Source organism: Kibdelosporangium aridum (assembly GCF_900176515.1).
Classification (GTDB): domain Bacteria; phylum Actinomycetota; class Actinomycetes; order Mycobacteriales; family Pseudonocardiaceae; genus Kibdelosporangium; species Kibdelosporangium aridum.
In genome coordinates this window covers 544,358-560,311 of sequence record NZ_FWXV01000006.1, presented here as the reverse complement: position 1 = coordinate 560,311, position 15,954 = coordinate 544,358, and the positions used below count along the sequence as shown (strand labels likewise).

The following is a 15,954-nucleotide window of genomic DNA, read 5'->3' as shown; positions in this document are numbered from 1 at the left end:
GTATGACTCAGCTCAGCTGCGCCCCGCCGTGTCCACCACTCGAGCACCATGAAATTCCACTTCCGGCACCATGAAATGCCCGACAGGTGCCGCAATGGACATTTCAGTGTGCCGGAGTGTGTGTATCGGTGTGCTGCAATGGTGGACACGAGCTTCAGGCCGCCAACAGTTCCGTCAGGGCTGATTTGATCTCATTGTCCGGTTCGATCGCCGCGGCCGCACGGACAGCGGGTAGTGCGTCGGCGGGCAAACTGTCCCTCGGCCAGGCTTTCAGGGCCCGGACCGCGGCGATCCTGTTGCGTATCAACCGATTGGACAGTGCGGTCTTGACCAAAGGCCAGCTGCGCACGTCCTCGCGCTCGACCACGAGACCCAGGGCCCGGTCTGCCTGGAACTCCGGGCCGAAGCCGTGCTCCAACGCCGGTCCGGTCACCAGATCTTCCAACGGAAGCAAGCGCTCGGCGGTCTTGACTGCGTCTTCCGCGTCCCTGAACCAGATCCACAGGCCCCACTCGCACGGGTACCGCTCCAGCCACGCGGCGATCCGGTCGGCGGTCTTCAGCCCGATTTGCTTGGCAGGCCAGAGCGCGTCGGTGAACGTGTCCAGGTCCGCGGAGTCCAGCGCGCGCCGGACGACGCCGATCCACGCCAGGTCGGTCAGCAGCTGTTCGCACCTGCCGTCCTCGAGGTACTGGTCAAGCTGCAGAACTGCACGGATCCGGGACACCGAAGGCCGGTGGCGGACCACCGCGAGGTACCGGTCGATCATCGCGTGACCTTCCGGGTAACTCCTGATGTCCTTGGCCGGGCCGCCGACATCGGACAACGCGGCCAGGATGTCCCCGGCAGCGTCAAGCACTTCGTCGTCTACTTCGGACTCCGTCAGCGCGTCGGCCAGACCGCCTGTGGTGGCGGCGATGTACGCCAGGTACTCGTTCATCACCCCGTTGCGGAAGCCCTCCCGCAGCAACCAGGCCTTGATCTCGGGATCCGTTGTGCCTTCGAGCCGTTCGACGGCCTGGATGCGGCCCCACGCCCGCACACGCCGTGCCAGTTCGAAGATCGCCATGTCGCGGTCGGACTGCGTCCGGCCAAGTGCGACAACGGCGTACAACGCGAGATCTTCCATGGATCCCAGTAACAGCAGCAGTTCCCGGTCGCGCTCGTCGCCGGTCAGACCGATCAGCACGATCCCGGTCGCGACCGCGTCGCGCCGAGTGCCGTACTCGGCCAGCCATCGGCCGACCTCCCGGACTCGATCACGGTCCGCGCCGAGCAGCCGATCGGTGAGCGGGTCGGCGATCGTCAACGTGTCATGCTCGGCTATCAAGTCATGAAGCCGTTGAACCGCAACAAGATCCGGCGGTGACTCGACGATCGCGCTGATCGCTTCGGCGATCTTGACCGCGGCTTGGGTGCCGTCGTTGACCGCGAAGTGATGTGTCCGGATGCCGTCGTGGACGGATCCCGACATCACGGGTGGGGATTCCTCGTCCGGTAGCGGGTATCCGCCGTCCGGCCACGGGCCGGGACCGTGCGCGGCCGCCAAAGCCAGCGCGTGCGCGAAGAAAGTATGCCTGTCGTCGACTGCCCCTGGCAGTCGCCACTGGCTCATCGGATGGGGCGGAAGCCGCCCTTCAGCTCGATCACGCCGACAAGAATGCCGTAAACGAACCGAACCGCGCAAGCCCTGCCGATCACCGGTATACAGTCAGCCTCGGTACGACGTAGACATCCTTGCCCTCCAAGGCGACGTGCAACGCGCGGTAGGCCGACCGAGCACCTTGCAGCAGGACACCGAAGTTGGATTCATGCCGTCTGACCTCCGGCGTGCCCGGCATGGGCGCCACGTCGAGCACGGCCGGGTCCGCTTCGGGCTGCAGCCTGCTCCTCGTGAGGTAGGGCCGGTCCTCCTCGATGTACACGCCCAACGCCTCGATGTACCCCGAACCCAGGCCGGGCGCGAGCCGGTCGAGGTACTTCGCGATCATCCTGTTGGACAAGGAGTTCTTGCGTTGAACCGACGTCATCGGCCTGGTGCTCAACGACAGGATGTGCGTGCACCCGTCAGATCGGGCTGTCCGGAACGGGTGCCTTTGCAGCACAGAGCCGTCCACTGCACATCTGCCCCGAAACGGCGTGGTTCCCTTGGTAGCCAACGGTAACCATGCGCTCGCCCGTAACGTCTCCTTGAGGTCGTCGGGTGAATGGAAGTCGGAGACATCGACCATCTTCATCGCGTCGACGTCGGTGACCATCACGTGCAGGCGCTGCGGTGACGTGATCACCTTCTGGTAGGCCAAGGGTTTCCTGGCCACGAAAACCTCGTCGAAGAGGTAGTCGAGGTTCATCGGCGCGCGACCGCGCAGGACCCGCCCGAAATCGACGAATTCCCGCGTCGTCAGGTCGTCGTAGTAAATGGAAAGCGGGAACCAGGTGTCCCGCAGGATGAAGTACGTGCCGTTCATGGCACCGGAAGAACTCGTGTACACCTCGTCGAACGCATCGGAGTACCCGAGTTCCTCAAGTGCGACAAGCATGCCCGCCGACACGATGCCGCGCAGCCCTCCGCCCTCAATGGCGAGACCGACTTTGTACGGATCCTCCCGCCTGCCGGGCAACGAGCGATTTGCCCGCCTCGCGTGGAGGATCTCCCGAACCGGATGTCCTTCACTCCAGATCCGATCAGCCACACAACCAGCGTAAACTTCCAGACCATGACTGTGCGACCAGCAAATGGCGCAGACGCGCCGCGAATTTCCGCACTGCTGGCCGAACTCGGCTATCCGGGCAACAACCCGGACAGTGTCCACAAGCGACTGGAAATCTGGACGAATCACCCACGTAGCACAGTCCTTGTCGCACAACGCGATGGTCTTGTGGCTGGAGTGATAGCCGTGACCGCGATGCCGGTGCTGGAACGCGACGGCTGGCAGGGCAGGATTGTCGCGCTGGTGACAGCGCAATCCGCCCGGGGCAACGGCATCGGCCGCGAACTGACGGAAGCCGCCGAGCACTTCGCCCGGGAAAACGGCTGCGGCCGAATGGAAGTGACCAGCTCCAACCACCGGGATGCCGCACACGCCTTTTACCGCACACTCGGCTACGACAATTGGGCGGATCGCTCCGGCCGTTTCATCAAGAACCTGATCTAGTCGGCCACCGGTCTGCATGAGCTGCGGGATAGGCTACGCGGACCGTGCTGCCGTCAGGAGGGACCTCGGGTGATCAACGGGCAGACTGCGCCGGGATTCGAGGGGGTCCGCGACGCGTTCGCGGCGAACTTCACAGCCGGCGCTGAAGTTGGCGCGGCCGTCAGCGTGTATCTCCACGGCCAGCCGGTCGTCGATCTGTGGGGCGGGATCGCCGACCCGGACACCGAACGGCCATGGGAGCGGGACACGCTCCAGGTCGTTTTCTCCACCACCAAGGCCGCGACAGCCGCGTGCTTGCTGCTGCTCGTCGAGCGCGGAGAGGTGGATCTGGACGCGCCGGTGGCCGACTACTGGCCGGAATTCGCTGCCGCGGGCAAGGATCGGCTACCGGTCCGGTGGCTGCTGACCCACCAAGCCGGACTCGCGGCTTTGGACAAGCCGGTGGCGCGCGACGAAGCGTTGTCCTGGCACCCGATGGCCGAAGCACTTGCCGCACAACAACCTCTCTGGGAGCCGGGCACTGACCACGGCTATCACGCGCTGACGTTCGGCTGGCTCGTCGGCGAGGTGGTCCGCCGGGTTTCCGGGCGCAGCCTCGGCGGCTTCTTCCGTGCCGAGATCGCCGAACCGCTGGACCTTGACTTCCACATCGGTGTGCCTGCGGCTGAACAGCACCGCGTCAGCAAACTCGTCATGCCACCGCCGAACTTCGACCCGCTCCCGGACGATCTTCCCGAACCGATCCGGCAACTCGCGGAGGCATTCGCCGATCCGACCTCGTTGACCCGACGGGCATACGCCTGCGTCGAGCCCGCGTTCGACCACAACGATCCCGACGAGCAGACCGCTGAAATCCCGGCCACCAACGGCATTTGCACGGCACGCGCACTCGCCCGGTTCTATGCGGGGCTGATCGGTGACGGCCACCGGATTCTCTCGCCCGAGACCATCCGGCAGGCCACCACTCAGCACGTCGGCGGCCCTGACCTCGTCACTCGCTTGCCGTTCCACGTCGGTCTCGGTTTCGGCCTGCCCACGCCCGACGCCGCCTGGTACTCGCCCAGCGCGTTCGGCTTCTCCGGCCTCGGTGGCTCGCTCGGATACGCCGACCCGGAAACCGGGATCGCCTTCGGCTACGTCATGAACAACGTCAGAAGCAGCCCAGCCGCGGAAGAACCGGCGACCAACCTCATCAAGGCCCTGCCAGGCTAGCCGAGACGTGCACGAATGGTGTCCGCCTGCGCGTCACCCAGCTCGTCGAAGATGGTCATGGCTTCCTGCCACCGGATCCGCGCCGAAGCGCTTTCCCCGTCGGCGTCGAGCGTCTGCGCCAGATTGGCCAACATCCGAGCAGCCGTGCGTTGATCGCCCAGTGCCTGGCTCACCGCGAGAGCCTCTTCGTAGCTCCGCACGGCTTGCTTGTGATTTCCGGCGTCGTGGTGGATGTCGCCGAGCGTGCCGAGGGTGAACTGCAGGCCCCGTTGGTCGCCGGTGTCCTGCTGGATGCTCAACGCCTGTTCCAGATGACCGATCGCGTTGGACGGCCGGTCGAGCCTGCGGTAGGTGTCGCCGAGGTTGTTCAGGCAGATGCCTTCGCCTTGGCGGTCTCCGGTTTCGCGGAACAGCAGCAGTCCCCGGTGGAAGCAGTCCGCGGCCGCGGTGAGGCGTTCGAGGTAGACGTAGACGACACCTAGGTTGTTGAGGTTCCAGGCTTGTCCGCGCCGGTCGTCGACTTCCTCCAAGATCGCTTGCGCTTTCTGGTGGCAGTCGATGGCGGTGGTGAACTGGCGCAGATCGCTGTACGCCACGCCGAGTCCGAGCCAGATGATGCCTTCGCCGCGCCGTTCGCCCAGCGATCGGGTCGCGTCCAGCGCGATCTGGAAGGTGGCGATCCAGTCGTCCCAGTGGCTGCGCCGGTAGTAGAAGCTGAGCAGCACCCACGCCAGCTGCCACGCGACTTCGGGAAGCCCGTCCTCGGCGGCGGCCTTGACCACAGCCCGCAACGTGCCGCGTTCGGACTCGTACCAGGCCAGGGCTTCGTCGTGGCCCGCGAACTGCGGGACCACGCTGTGTTCCGGCAGCGGATGCAGGTCGAACGTCCGGCCTCGATGCGGGTCGAACACATTACGGGCCGACTCGGCCGCGTACAGATACCAGGTGTACAGCCGGTGCACCGGCTGCCCAGTCTCGTTGGCCTGCGCGAGATCGCGGGCATAAGGGCGGACTAGGTCGTGGAACCGGTAGCGACGCGGGGTGATCTGCTGCACGAGGTGTTCGTCCAGCATGGCTTCCAGGTGGAATTCGGCTTCCTCCGGCGTGCACTGGGCGAGCGCGGCCACCGACTCGGCGGTGAAGTCGTCACCGGGATGCAGCCCGAGCAACCGGAACATCCGCTGTTGCGGCTGCGGCAAACCCTGGTAGGACATGGTGAACAGGGCGTGCATCTCGCGCGTGCCCGGCGCGAGTTGGTCCAGTCTGCGTTCCGCGGTTTCCAGCCGTGTGGCCAGGTCCTTGACGGTCCACATCGGACGCTTCCGGAGCCGCCGTGCGGCGAGGGACAGCGCGATCGGCAGCCGTCCGCACAGGGCAGTCGTCCGTGCCGCGGCCTGCGGCTCGGCCTCGACGCGATCGTCGCCTGCGATCAAGGACAACAGAGTGATCGCGTCGGTCTCCGGCAGGACATCCAACGGAACCCCGCGCGCGCCAACCAGTCCGGCCAGGTTACGACGGCTGGTGACCAGCACCAGGCTGCCCTTGGTACCGGGCAACAGCGGCCTGATCTGCTCCTCGGACGCGGCGTTGTCCAACAGCACCAGCGCGCGTTTGTCGGCCAGCCGGGACCGGTAGAGCGCGGCGCGGGACTCGAGTTCCTGCGGGATCTGCTGACCGGGAACGCCGAGCAGGCGCAGGAAGTGCTCAAGCACGGCGGCAGGAGAGATCGGCGGCCGATCCGCGTCGAACCCGCGCAGGTCGGTCCACAGCTGGATCTCGTCGAAACGCCCGGCGTCGACCAGTTGGTGGGCGAAGTGCACGGCGAGGCGCGTCTTGCCGACGCCCGGCATTCCGTGAATCACCGCCACTGTCAAAGCCGTGCGCGAAGCGGGCTCGGCCAGTGCGTGCAAGGTTCGCAGTTCGGCCTGGCGTCCGGTGAACTCCGCGATGTCCATCGGCAGCTGTCGCCACGCACTGATCTCCGTGTCCTGTGGCTGTTCGCCCGCGAGGATCTCCTGCTGCACGCGCTGGAGTCGCGCACCCGGCTCAAGGCCCAGCTCCGTCACCAGGTGGCGCCGGGCGTCGGCGAACGCGTCCAACGCCTCCGCCTGCCTGCCCGCCCGGTGCAGCGCCACCATCAGTTGCGCCCACAGTTCTTCCCGCAGCGGATGCTCAGCGAGCAACGTGCGGAGGTCGCTGACGGCCGCCTCCGGACGGCCCAGTTCGACCAGCGCGTGGGCGTACCGCTCGGCGATGGTCAGCCGCAGGTCCTCCAACCGCGCGATCTCCGCCCGCAGCACCGGCCCGGGCGTCAACCCGGCCAACGGCTGCCCGCGCCACAAGCTCAACGCCCGCTCGAAGTGCTCGGCCGCTGAGCCGAAGTCGCTGTCCCGCCAAGCCTGATCTCCGGTGCGCGCCAGCTGCCGGAAGGTCTCCAGGTCCAGCTCGCCCGGTTCGACCGTGATCAAATAACCGCCCGGGCGGGTAACGAGTCGATTCTCGCCCGCGGCGGTGAAAACACGCCTCAGCCCAGCGACGTACGTACGAAGGTTGGACTCCGGCGCCACTGGCGGCTTCTCCCACACCGCCTCGGCCAGGTAGCCGACATTCGCCGACGAGTTCGCCCGCATCAGCAATGCGGCAAGCACTGTCCGCTGTCGCTGTCCGCCCAACACGACGGCCTCGCCAGCGTGCCATGCCTCAAGCGGCCCCAGGAGTCGAAACTCCACGCCGTTGTCCCCTCATCGGTCACTCTCTTTGGTCCATCGTCCCGTAGCGGACTCGATCACCCAACCTCCGCCCGGCGGATTCCATGCGCGTTCTGTGCGGGATCTGTGCGTGACGTCTGGCACAGTCCGGCGCCCCGCTGGGACGAGGTGTGCGGGCACTGTGCGGATTCTGTGCGCGTGACACACCAAAGTGGTCTCGACGCCACAGACACTGGGGGTTGTCCCGGTGCGGTCCCCGCACCGGGACAGCGTGTCTGTAAACGCCATACGGAGGGAGCACGGAGCTTGCTCAGCGTCGACCGTGATTGGTAATTCGACCCGACCCAGTTGACGCAACCAACCGGTTGCCATAATGTGGCAACCGTTCGGTTGCTACTAACTGGGAGGTTGCCATGGGGTTCCCTGATCGCATCGAGCGGACCCTGGAAGTCGCACATCCGCCGGAAAAGGTGTGGGCCGCGCTCACCACAGCCGAAGGGCTCGGCACCTGGTTCGGCAACGACGCGACGATCGACCTGCGCCCTGGCGGAGCGGCGCGGATGACATGGACGGGCGGGCACACCGCCGACATGCGCGTCGAGCGGGTGGAGAAACCCACGGTGTTCGGGTTCACCTGGAAGATCGAAGGGCTGCCGGAGAACGACCCGCGCCGCACCTACGTCGAGTTCACACTTGAACCGATCAGTACGGGCACGCGCCTCACCGTGGTCGAGACCGGCTTCGCTCAGCTGCCGGACGACCACTACGGCAAGGTTTACGACGGCCACACCGAGGGCTGGGCCAGCGAACTGGGTGAACTGGTCGACTACCTCGATGCCGCCTGACCACGAGGCGATCGCCGAACAGGTCTTCGTCGCCCTCGCCGACCCGAGTCGCCGGGCCATCCTCGCGGCACTGGCCTCGCGCGGCCCGGCCACCGCGACCGATCTGGCCGGCTGGCTGCCCATCACGCGGCAGGCGATCGCCAAACACCTGACTCTGCTGACCGAAGCCGGCTTGGTGACCGCCGAGCCGGGCGAGCGGCGCCGAGTCCGCTACCGGGTGCACTCCGCGCCGATGCAAGTGGCACAACAGTTCCTGGCCGCGTTGGCCCGGGACTGGGACGGGCCGCTGAACGCGTTGAAGGACCACCTCGACCGCTGAGAAATTGACGCTGAAAGGCTGATACAGCAATGCGAACACCCTCGATCGTGACACCAGACGAGTGGGAAGCCGCCCGCGAACGGCTGCTGGTGAAAGAGAAGGAGCTGACCCGCGCCCGCGACGCACTGGCTGCCCAGCGCAGGCGGATGCCGTGGCAGGCGGTGGAAAAGAAGTACGAGTTCGACGGGCCGAACGGGAAGGCAAGCCTGCTCGACCTGTTCGAGGGATACCGGCAGCTGGTCGTCTACCGCGCTTTCTTCGAGCCAGGCGTGCACGGCTGGCCCGACCACGGATGCGTCGGCTGTTCCCTGATGGCCGACCAGGTCGCCGACGTCACGCACCTGAAGGCTCGTGACACGGCGTTCGCCTACGCCTCCCGCGCGCCCCAGCCGGACATCGAACGCCTGAAGGCGCGGATGGGTTGGAAGATGCCGTGGTACACGATCACTGACGAGTTCGACGCCGACTTCGGTGTGGACGAGTACCACGGCACCAACGCGTTCATCCGCGAAGGCGACCAGGTGTACCGCACCTACTTCATCAACAACCGCGGCGACGAAGCGTTGGGCAGCACCTGGAGCTACCTCGACATGACCGCACTCGGGCGGCAGGAGCAATGGGAGGACTCACCGGAGGGATACCCGCAAACCCCGCCGTACCAGTGGTGGAACTGGCACGACGCGTACGAGCACGCCAAGTAGACGTCAGTCTTTGTTGGTCAGGCGCTGCGAGATCACCTGAGTGACACCGTCGCCGCGCATGCTCACGCCGTACAGTGCGTCGGCGATCTCCATCGTCGGCTTCTGGTGGGTGATGATGATCAGCTGTGAGTTCGCCTTGAGCTCCTGCATCAGCCCGATCAACCGGCGCATGTTCGTGTCGTCCAGCGCCGCCTCGACCTCGTCCATCACGTAGAAGGGCGACGGGCGGGCGCGGAAGATCGCCACCAGCATCGCCACCGCCACCAGTGACTTCTCGCCACCGGACAGCAGGGACAGCCGCTTGATCTTCTTGCCGGGTGGGCGGGCTTCGACGTCCACACCGGTGGTCAGCATGTCGTCCGGGTCGGTCAGCAGCATGCGCCCTTCCCCACCGGGGAACAGCGTGTTGAACACGATCTCGAACTCGCGGGCGACGTCCTCGTAAGCCGACGTGAAGACCTCGAGGATCTTGTCGTCGACCTCCTTGACCACCGTGAGCAGGTCGCGGCGGGTCGCCTTGAGGTCTTCCAGCTGGGTGGACAGGAACTTGTAGCGCTCCTCCAGCGCCGCGAACTCCTCCAGCGCCAGCGGGTTCACCTTGCCCAGCAGTGCCAGGTCGCGCTCGGCCTTCTTGGCCCGGCGCTGTTGGGCGTCACGGTCGTAGGGCGTCGACGGCGGGCGGGTGACGTCCTCGCCGCGTTCCTTCGCCGCTTCGTACTCGGCGAGCTCGTTGGCCGGTGGCGGGATCATGCGGTCCGGGCCGTACTCAAGGACCAGGTCGTCCAGGCCCATGCCGAAGTCGTCCGCGATCTTGGTTTCCAGCTGCTCGATGCGCAGCCGCTGCTCCGCGCGCAGGACCTCGTCACGGTGGACGGCGTCGGTCAGCTTTTCCAGCTCCGTCGACAGTTCACGCACCCGGCCGCGGATGTCCAGCAGCGCGGCTTCGCGTTGGGTCCGGCGGGACGCGACCTCGTCGCGCTGGGCGGCCGCACGCTGCAACGACAGCTCGATCCGCTCGATCGCGAGCTCACCGCCCTCGACCACGGCGTCGGCAACGCGCTTGCCGCGTGCCCGAGCCTGACGGACGCGCTCGTGACGCTCGCGGGCTTCGCGCTCTTGACGGGCTGCGCGGCGGAGCCCTTCGGCCTTGCCCGCGACTGCCCGCGCCCGTTCTTCCGCGGTACGCAGGGCCAGGCGGGAGTCCATTTCGGTTTGCCGCGCGGTGTTCAACTGGGCGACCGCTTCGTCGCGCACCCGCGAGTCCGGTTCGTCGTCCATCGGCTGCTCTTGCGCGCCGACCAGGCGTTCCTCCAGTTCGGCCAGCTTCGAGAGCTGCTCTTCCCTGGTCTGCTCGACCTTGGCGCGCTGGTTGCGGATCCGCTCGACCTCGGCCATGGCGGTATTCGCTGCCTGGCGCATCCGGGCGATTCGCTCGCCGGATCGCGCCTTGCGGACCTTGACCTCGCTCAACGCTTCCTTGGTCGCGTTCACCTCGTTGCGCCGGGCCTCTTGCTCGGCACGCGCACCAGCAAGCGCCCCAACGGTTTCCGCCAGCGTGTGCTCATACGAGGTCAGCTTGTCGTTCGCCTCGTCAACCGCCGCTTGTACCTCGATCACGCTCTCGCTGCGGCCCGAGCCACCGACGGCCCAGTCCGCGCCGAGCAGGTCACCATCCGTCGTGACCGCACGCAAAGACGGTTGCGCCGCAATGATTTGCCGGGCGACCACAAGGTCCGAAACGACAACGACTCGGTCGAGGGCGCGCTCCAAGGCCGGGCGCAACGCTTCCGGGCACCGCACCAAGTCGACAGCCCACCGAGCACCGCCGGGGAGATACGGCCAGGTCGAGCGGTCCACAGTGGACTGGCCACCGCCGATCACGATCCCCGCCCGCCCGGCATCGTTGTCCCGCAACAGCGACAACGCCGTCAGCGCGTCATCCCCGCCCGCGACGGCCACCGCGTCGGCGATCGGGCCGAGAGCCGCGGCCAAGGCGACTTCGGCACCGGGCTCGACGGTCAGCAACGCCGCGACCGAGCCGAGCAGACCGGGCAGCCGATGCCCGGCGGCCAGCAGCGCACCGGCGCCGTCCTTACGGCTCAGGCCAAGGGAAAGAGCGTCCACGCGGGCACGCCACGAGGCGATCTCCCGCTCGGCCGCGCGCTCGGCGGCGACCAGTTCGTTGACCCTCGCCTTGGCCTGCTCGGACGCGGCGACTGCCTGCTCGTGGCGGCTGTGCAGCGACTCGTCGTCGGATTCCTCGACGCCTGTCTCCAGCTCGGTCTCGGCCAGTTCGACGGCCGCGGCCTCGGCGCGCTCCTCGGCTTCCGCCAAAGTCGTGGACAACCGCTCGATTTCCTCGGCGGTCGCACCGTTCTTACTGCGCAGCGCTTCGACCTGACCGGCGAGCCGCGCCAAGCCTTCCCTGCGGTCGGCGATCGCCCGGACCGCGGCGATGTGCGCTTTTTCCGCCGCGGCGACGGCGTTCTCCAGCTCGGATCGCCGGGCCAATGCCTCCGACAGCGCTTCCCTGGCGACCTCGACGCCTTCGGCGAGCTCGACCTCCAGCTCGGCGGCCTCCTCGGCCTCGGCCTCGAGCACCTCGGGGTCCTTGCCCTGGTTCTCCCGTGCACCCTCGTCGGAAAGGTGCCGCGCGCGTTCGGCAGCCAACCGGACCGTTCCACGCAGCCGCTCGGCCAACGCCGACAGCCGGTACCAGGCGTCCTGTGCGGCGTTCAGCGCCGGAGCGTCCTCGGCGAGGCTGGCCTCGATCTCGTTCTGCTCGGCCTGGGCGAACTGCAGCGCCCGCTCGGTCTCGCCGCGCTTGGCGCGTGCGGTGGCCTCGTCGGCTTCTTCCTTGGCGAGTTCGTGCCGCGCGCTGACCAGGTCGTCGGCTATCAACCGCAGCCGCGCGTCGCGCAGGTCCATCTGCACGATCTGGGCCCGCCGGGCGATCTCGGCCTGCTTGCCCAGAGGTTTGAGCTGACGCCGCAGCTCGGCGGTCAAGTCCGTCAGCCGGGTCAGGTTGGCCTGCATCGCGTCGAGCTTGCGCAGCGCCTTTTCCTTGCGCCTGCGGTGCTTGAGCACACCGGCGGCCTCTTCGATGAAGGCCCGGCGGCCTTCCGGCTTGGACTCGAGGATCGCGCCGAGCTGGCCCTGGCCGACGATGACGTGCATCTCCCGGCCGATACCGGAGTCCGACAGCAGTTCCTGGATGTCCATCAGGCGGCAGCTGTTGCCGTTGATCTCGTACTCGCTGGCGCCGTCACGGAAGATCCGGCGGGTGATCGAGACCTCGGAGTACTCGATCGGCAGTGCCCCGTCGTTGTTGTCGATGGTCAGCGTGACCTCGGCGCGGCCGAGCGGCTGACGGCCGCCCGCACCGGCGAAGATGACGTCCTCCATCTTGCCGCCACGCAGCGACTTCGCGCCCTGCTCACCCATCACCCAGCTCAGCGCGTCGAGCACGTTCGACTTGCCGGACCCGTTGGGCCCGACGACACAGGTGATCCCTGGTTCGAAGCGCAGCGTCGTCGCTGAGGCGAAGGACTTGAAGCCCTTCAGCGTCAGGCTCTTGAGGTGCACGTAACGGTCGACCTCTCGCTGGGTACTGGCACGTCTATCCGCCCGAGGGTACCCGGGCACGCTGCGCGAACCGCGCAGGCGGGCTCCCCGCGTCGGGGGATACCCCGTCAGAGCTGGCCGGACACCCGCGATTACGGCGACTGCATACCGACGAGCACCCCGCCGCCCGCGACGACCTCGACCCGGTCGATGTCCTTGAGCTTGATCGAGCTGCTCCCGGGGATCGCGTCGACCTCGCGGTAGTAGCCCGCGGTCCACTTGCCCGCGACTTCCTGGCTGCCGTCGCGGCCGTAAACGACCAGGTGGCAGATCTTGCGGCCGGACGGGACGTCCTGCATCGACACCTTTACCTCTGTGCCCCACGCGCGGTTGGTCAGATCGACCCGCCCGTGCACGCCCGTCGTCGGGTCCACGGCGGTCCACGTCACCTGCGTGGCCGTGGTGTCGGTGCCGCCCGTCGGCCGGAACACGAAGATGCCGCCGATCGCGAGCAGGACCACGGCTGCCGCCGCGGCCAGCGTCACGCCGCGCCTGCGCCACCAGCTCACCTTGGGTTCGGGCGCGGGCTCGGGCAGCGGTTCGACCACCGGCGCGACCAGCTCGACCGGCCACGGCTCGGTGTCCAGCAGCTGGATCGCTTCGAAGTCCTCAGGGGTGACGCGCTGGAGCAGTCCGGGGATCGGGGCGAGCCGGAGCATCTCGGCCGTGCAGGTCGGGCACGTCTCGAGATGCCGTTCGAACGCGGGCCGGTCGGCCGGGTCGAGCGCGCCAAGCAAGTAGGCGCCGAGCGAGACGGTATGGCGGCAGGTCATGGCCCGGTCACCCCCCGTTCCTCCAGTGCGTCGCGTAACGCGCGCAGCGCGTAGAACGACCGCGATTTGACCGTACCCGGCGGGATGCCGAGCACTGATGCCGCTTCGGCCACCGTGCGCCTGCGGAAGAACAGCTCGCCGATCACCGCGCGGTGTTCCTTGCTCAACGCGCGCATGGCCTCGGCGATCTGCCAGCTCTGCAGCACCCGGTCGAAGTCGTCATCGGTGTGCGGGAGGTCCTGCGCCGGCATCGGCACCTCGGTGACCCGCGCACCTGCTCGACGGTAGCCGGACACGATCAGGTTGCGGGTCACCGTGTACAACCACGGCCCGGCCTGATCGACACTCAACGTGTCGGAATTGCGCCACGCGCGCAACAACGTCTCCTGGACCACGTCCTCCGCCCGCTGTACATCGCCGCCGACCGATCGCAGCGCATATGCCAGCAACGGACGGCGGTACTTCTCGTAGAGCTCGCGAATCAGGGCGTCTCGCTGCTCAGGGGTGCTCCCCACGGCGTCTATTACGCCGTGTCTGACCGGCTGGTTCAAGCCAAGAGGGTGAACCTTCGTCAAGTGTCGTACGTACAAGGAGCGAACCCGGAAAAAGGAGCGAGAAGCATGAGCTACGGCATCGCCGCTCGCGCCGTCGGCGCGCTCATCGGCGTGCTGGCGACGATCGTTTTCGCCGCGTGCACCCCCAACGACGGCCCAGCCTCCAACGACCAGGGCTCCGAGCAGTCCGGCGGTTACTGACTAACGCTCCACGAAGCCGGTGAGACCACCACGCGCTTCGGACCACCGCTCCACCACCGTGTCAACACGACCGGGTGAATCTCCGCCGCGCAGCAAAGCGAGCAGGCGCTCGCACTCTGCCCTGGCTCCCTCGGCGACCACTTCCACCCGGCCGTCCTGAAGGTTGCGAGCACCTCCGACAAGGCCGAGTTCAAGCGCGCGAGCACGCGTCCACCAGCGAAAACCGACTCCTTGCACGTACCCGTGCACCCAAGCGGTCAGCCGCACCGTAGGCTGATCGGCGGTTGATGGCATGCCCCGAATGATCGCAGTCGCATCAAACGGGTGTCGTTCGGTAGTGGTACGTTACCGGGCCGTGACTGCCTGTCCGTCCAGTCGGGGCCGGACAGGAAATTTCACAGTGCTTGCGAGGAGGAGCCCCCCGCATGGCCGAAACACCCGACCGGACCGAGGTCCAGCCCCCGGCTGACGAGACCAGGCCCGGCAGCAAACGTTCCTACGCGCTGCTCGCGGCGGCCGGCGTCGGTGTCGCCACCGCGTGCGCGGCGCTGGCCAGCTTCGCGGTGGCGGGCGGCGGCGAGGCACAGCCGGGGCACGACTCGAACACCAACATCTCGCAGGTGAACGCGCCCCGCAGCACCCCACGCCCTGGGCCGTCCTCGTCCGACACGTCGTCGACGGACACATCGGCCACGGAAACGCCCTCCGACGCGCCTTCGGACGGCAACTCGCCGTCGAACCGGCCCGACAGGCCGAACAACCCGCAGCAGCCGAACCAGCCGGCGGGACAGCCCAACCAGCCGGCCCCACCGCCGCCCAACCCGGGCAACCCCGGCGCGCCCACGCCGACCCCGACGCCCACGGAGCCGACGAAGACGCCGCCTGGGTCGACCATCGTCTCGCCGCCGCCTTCGTCGACTACACCGACGACCGAGCCGCCACCACCTACGACCGGCTGAAATTCCGCCATACGCCGGAAAACGCGTTGAGCTGCCGTTCCTAGCAAAATGCGTCCGGAAGGCTGTGGAGATCACCCGTTAGTGGTACGTTGCGCGACCGTGAGTGAAACGCGACCCCGACGCGCCACGATCATGGTAAGCCTCACCGCGCTCGCCGCAGGAGCGGCAATCGCCGGTGGGGCGACCTTTTTGGCCCTGCCCAGTGGAAAATCCCCCCAAGTTCCACTGGCTATCGGCTACGAAGGCGCTGACAACGCCAGACAGACGGACGAACCCCCGCCCTCCGATTCGGCGAAGGCACTGTCCGCCGAATCAAGTTCCCCCGGAGCCACCGGCTCGACATCCCCGACAACGTCGAGCCCGGCGAGCAGTTCCTCGGCCCCGCCCTCGTCTGGCAGCCCGTCCCAGCCGCCAAGCAGCTCGGCCAAGCCGTCGCCGTCCCCGACGCAGCCCCAGCAGCCCGCACCGCCGCCCCAGCCGGATGCCCCGAGTCCAGGCCTGGCAGGCGAAGTCGTCCAGTTGGTCAACCAGGCCCGCAGCCAGTTCGTGCCGCAGTGCGGCGCGCTGACCGTCGACGACCGGTTGACCAGGGCGGCCCAGAAGCACAGCAGTGACATGGCCGAGCAGGACTACTTCTCGCACACGTCGAAGGACAACAGGTCTTTCGCCGACCGCATCAGGGCAGAGGGTTATCCCCGGCCGGGTGGCGAGAACATCGCGCAGGGCCAGCGAACCGCCAAGGCCGTGATGGACGCGTGGATGAAGTCCGACGGACACCGCGAGAACATCCTCAGGTGCGGGTTCAAGACGATCGGTGTCGGTGTGGACACCAACGGCTTCTACTGGACCCAGAACTTCGGCTTCTGACAGCACGCATTTCTGAAACAGGTTTTCACTATCGAG

The 15,954-nt window shown here is 67.3% G+C and carries 16 protein-coding genes; 7 read left to right on the top strand and 9 right to left on the bottom strand.

Annotated elements, in window-relative coordinates:
• Positions 1-154 precede the first annotated feature (154 nt).
• Both B9C43_RS33060 and B9C43_RS33055 read right to left on the bottom strand, forming a co-directional pair.
• Positions 155-1,615: a hypothetical protein gene (locus B9C43_RS33060; RefSeq protein ID WP_084430709.1), complete on the bottom strand. Its 1,461-nt coding sequence runs from the start codon at positions 1,613-1,615 to the stop codon at positions 155-157.
• Positions 1,616-1,697: 82 nt separating this feature from the next.
• Positions 1,698-2,693 (bottom strand): patatin-like phospholipase family protein, encoded by a 996-nt coding sequence (locus B9C43_RS33055; protein WP_143446759.1) that lies wholly within the window; start codon positions 2,691-2,693, stop codon positions 1,698-1,700.
• A 24-nt stretch (positions 2,694-2,717) separates the two neighbouring features.
• Here B9C43_RS33055 and B9C43_RS33050 point away from each other — a divergent pair, with 24 nt between their 5' ends.
• A complete protein-coding gene (locus B9C43_RS33050; protein ID WP_084430810.1) occupies positions 2,718-3,155 on the top strand; it encodes a GNAT family N-acetyltransferase in 438 nt (145 codons plus the stop codon).
• A gap of 69 nt (positions 3,156-3,224) precedes the next feature.
• Positions 3,225-4,367, top strand: a complete 1,143-nt coding sequence (locus B9C43_RS33045; RefSeq protein ID WP_084430708.1) for a serine hydrolase domain-containing protein — start codon at positions 3,225-3,227, stop codon at positions 4,365-4,367.
• Here the strand turns inward: B9C43_RS33045 and B9C43_RS33040 are convergent.
• Complete coding sequence (locus tag B9C43_RS33040; RefSeq protein ID WP_084430707.1) at positions 4,364-7,096, bottom strand: AfsR/SARP family transcriptional regulator; 2,733 nt, start codon at positions 7,094-7,096, stop codon at positions 4,364-4,366. The two genes, B9C43_RS33045 and B9C43_RS33040, sit on opposite strands and share 4 nt — an antisense overlap.
• 392 nt (positions 7,097-7,488) lie before the next feature.
• Here B9C43_RS33040 and B9C43_RS33035 point away from each other — a divergent pair, with 392 nt between their 5' ends.
• From B9C43_RS33035 to B9C43_RS33025, 3 genes are read left to right on the top strand one after another with little or no spacing between them, the layout of a single operon-like run.
• Positions 7,489-7,920: an SRPBCC domain-containing protein gene (locus B9C43_RS33035; RefSeq protein ID WP_084430706.1), complete on the top strand. Its 432-nt coding sequence runs from the start codon at positions 7,489-7,491 to the stop codon at positions 7,918-7,920.
• Entirely contained in the window at positions 7,910-8,239 is a 330-nt protein-coding gene (locus tag B9C43_RS33030; RefSeq protein WP_084430705.1) for an ArsR/SmtB family transcription factor, read from the top strand. Before B9C43_RS33035 ends, B9C43_RS33030 begins: the two co-directional genes overlap by 11 nt.
• Before the next feature lie 29 nt (positions 8,240-8,268).
• On the top strand, positions 8,269-8,940 hold the full coding sequence (locus B9C43_RS33025) for a DUF899 domain-containing protein (protein ID WP_033380280.1): 672 nt from the start codon (positions 8,269-8,271) through the stop codon (positions 8,938-8,940).
• 3 nt (positions 8,941-8,943) lie between these two features.
• Here B9C43_RS33025 and smc read toward each other — a convergent pair whose 3' ends face one another.
• From smc to B9C43_RS33010, 3 genes are all read right to left on the bottom strand, one after another.
• The gene (gene smc / locus B9C43_RS33020; RefSeq protein WP_084430704.1) at positions 8,944-12,525 is read right to left on the bottom strand and encodes a chromosome segregation protein SMC; all 3,582 of its coding nucleotides are present in this window, start codon (positions 12,523-12,525) and stop codon (positions 8,944-8,946) included.
• A gap of 131 nt (positions 12,526-12,656) precedes the next feature.
• The gene (locus B9C43_RS33015; protein WP_084430703.1) at positions 12,657-13,337 is read right to left on the bottom strand and encodes an anti-sigma factor family protein; all 681 of its coding nucleotides are present in this window, start codon (positions 13,335-13,337) and stop codon (positions 12,657-12,659) included.
• The gene (locus B9C43_RS33010) at positions 13,334-13,852 is read right to left on the bottom strand and encodes a sigma-70 family RNA polymerase sigma factor (RefSeq protein WP_051894790.1); all 519 of its coding nucleotides are present in this window, start codon (positions 13,850-13,852) and stop codon (positions 13,334-13,336) included. The genes B9C43_RS33015 and B9C43_RS33010 overlap by 4 nt, the downstream gene beginning before the upstream one ends.
• 105 nt (positions 13,853-13,957) lie before the next feature.
• Between B9C43_RS33010 and B9C43_RS59690 the strand changes: the two genes are divergently transcribed.
• The gene (locus B9C43_RS59690; RefSeq protein WP_260478798.1) at positions 13,958-14,092 is read left to right on the top strand and encodes a hypothetical protein; all 135 of its coding nucleotides are present in this window, start codon (positions 13,958-13,960) and stop codon (positions 14,090-14,092) included.
• On the opposite strand, the gene B9C43_RS33005 is transcribed toward B9C43_RS59690, so the two are convergent.
• The 3 genes from B9C43_RS33005 to B9C43_RS58805 all read right to left on the bottom strand — a co-directional run bounded on the left by B9C43_RS33005 (position 14,093) and on the right by B9C43_RS58805 (position 15,668).
• The gene (locus B9C43_RS33005; protein WP_033380283.1) at positions 14,093-14,386 is read right to left on the bottom strand and encodes an acylphosphatase; all 294 of its coding nucleotides are present in this window, start codon (positions 14,384-14,386) and stop codon (positions 14,093-14,095) included.
• Between the two features lie 202 nt (positions 14,387-14,588).
• A complete protein-coding gene (locus B9C43_RS33000) occupies positions 14,589-15,062 on the bottom strand; it encodes a hypothetical protein (RefSeq protein ID WP_084430702.1) in 474 nt (157 codons plus the stop codon).
• Positions 15,063-15,287: 225 nt separating this feature from the next.
• Positions 15,288-15,668, bottom strand: coding sequence for a hypothetical protein (locus tag B9C43_RS58805; RefSeq protein ID WP_235039010.1), 381 nt, complete (start codon positions 15,666-15,668; stop codon positions 15,288-15,290).
• Between B9C43_RS58805 and B9C43_RS58800 the strand changes: the two genes are divergently transcribed.
• On the top strand, positions 15,598-15,918 hold the full coding sequence (locus B9C43_RS58800; protein WP_235039007.1) for a CAP domain-containing protein: 321 nt from the start codon (positions 15,598-15,600) through the stop codon (positions 15,916-15,918). The genes B9C43_RS58805 and B9C43_RS58800 overlap by 71 nt on opposite strands.
• The last annotated feature ends 36 nt before the right edge of the window (positions 15,919-15,954 follow it).

Coding starts and splice junctions, on each gene's coding strand:
- B9C43_RS33060 (WP_084430709.1), bottom strand. CDS start 1,615: ATGAGCCAGTGGCGACTGCCAGGGGCAGTCGACGACAGGCATACTTTC.
- B9C43_RS33050 (WP_084430810.1), top strand. CDS start 2,718: ATGACTGTGCGACCAGCAAATGGCGCAGACGCGCCGCGAATTTCCGCA.
- B9C43_RS33035 (WP_084430706.1), top strand. CDS start 7,489: ATGGGGTTCCCTGATCGCATCGAGCGGACCCTGGAAGTCGCACATCCG.
- B9C43_RS33030 (WP_084430705.1), top strand. CDS start 7,910: ATGCCGCCTGACCACGAGGCGATCGCCGAACAGGTCTTCGTCGCCCTC.
- B9C43_RS33025 (WP_033380280.1), top strand. CDS start 8,269: ATGCGAACACCCTCGATCGTGACACCAGACGAGTGGGAAGCCGCCCGC.
- B9C43_RS33015 (WP_084430703.1), bottom strand. CDS start 13,337: ATGACCTGCCGCCATACCGTCTCGCTCGGCGCCTACTTGCTTGGCGCG.
- B9C43_RS59690 (WP_260478798.1), top strand. CDS start 13,958: ATGAGCTACGGCATCGCCGCTCGCGCCGTCGGCGCGCTCATCGGCGTG.
- B9C43_RS33005 (WP_033380283.1), bottom strand. CDS start 14,386: ATGCCATCAACCGCCGATCAGCCTACGGTGCGGCTGACCGCTTGGGTG.
- B9C43_RS33000 (WP_084430702.1), bottom strand. CDS start 15,062: ATGGCGGAATTTCAGCCGGTCGTAGGTGGTGGCGGCTCGGTCGTCGGT.
- B9C43_RS58805 (WP_235039010.1), bottom strand. CDS start 15,668: ATGTCACTGCTGTGCTTCTGGGCCGCCCTGGTCAACCGGTCGTCGACG.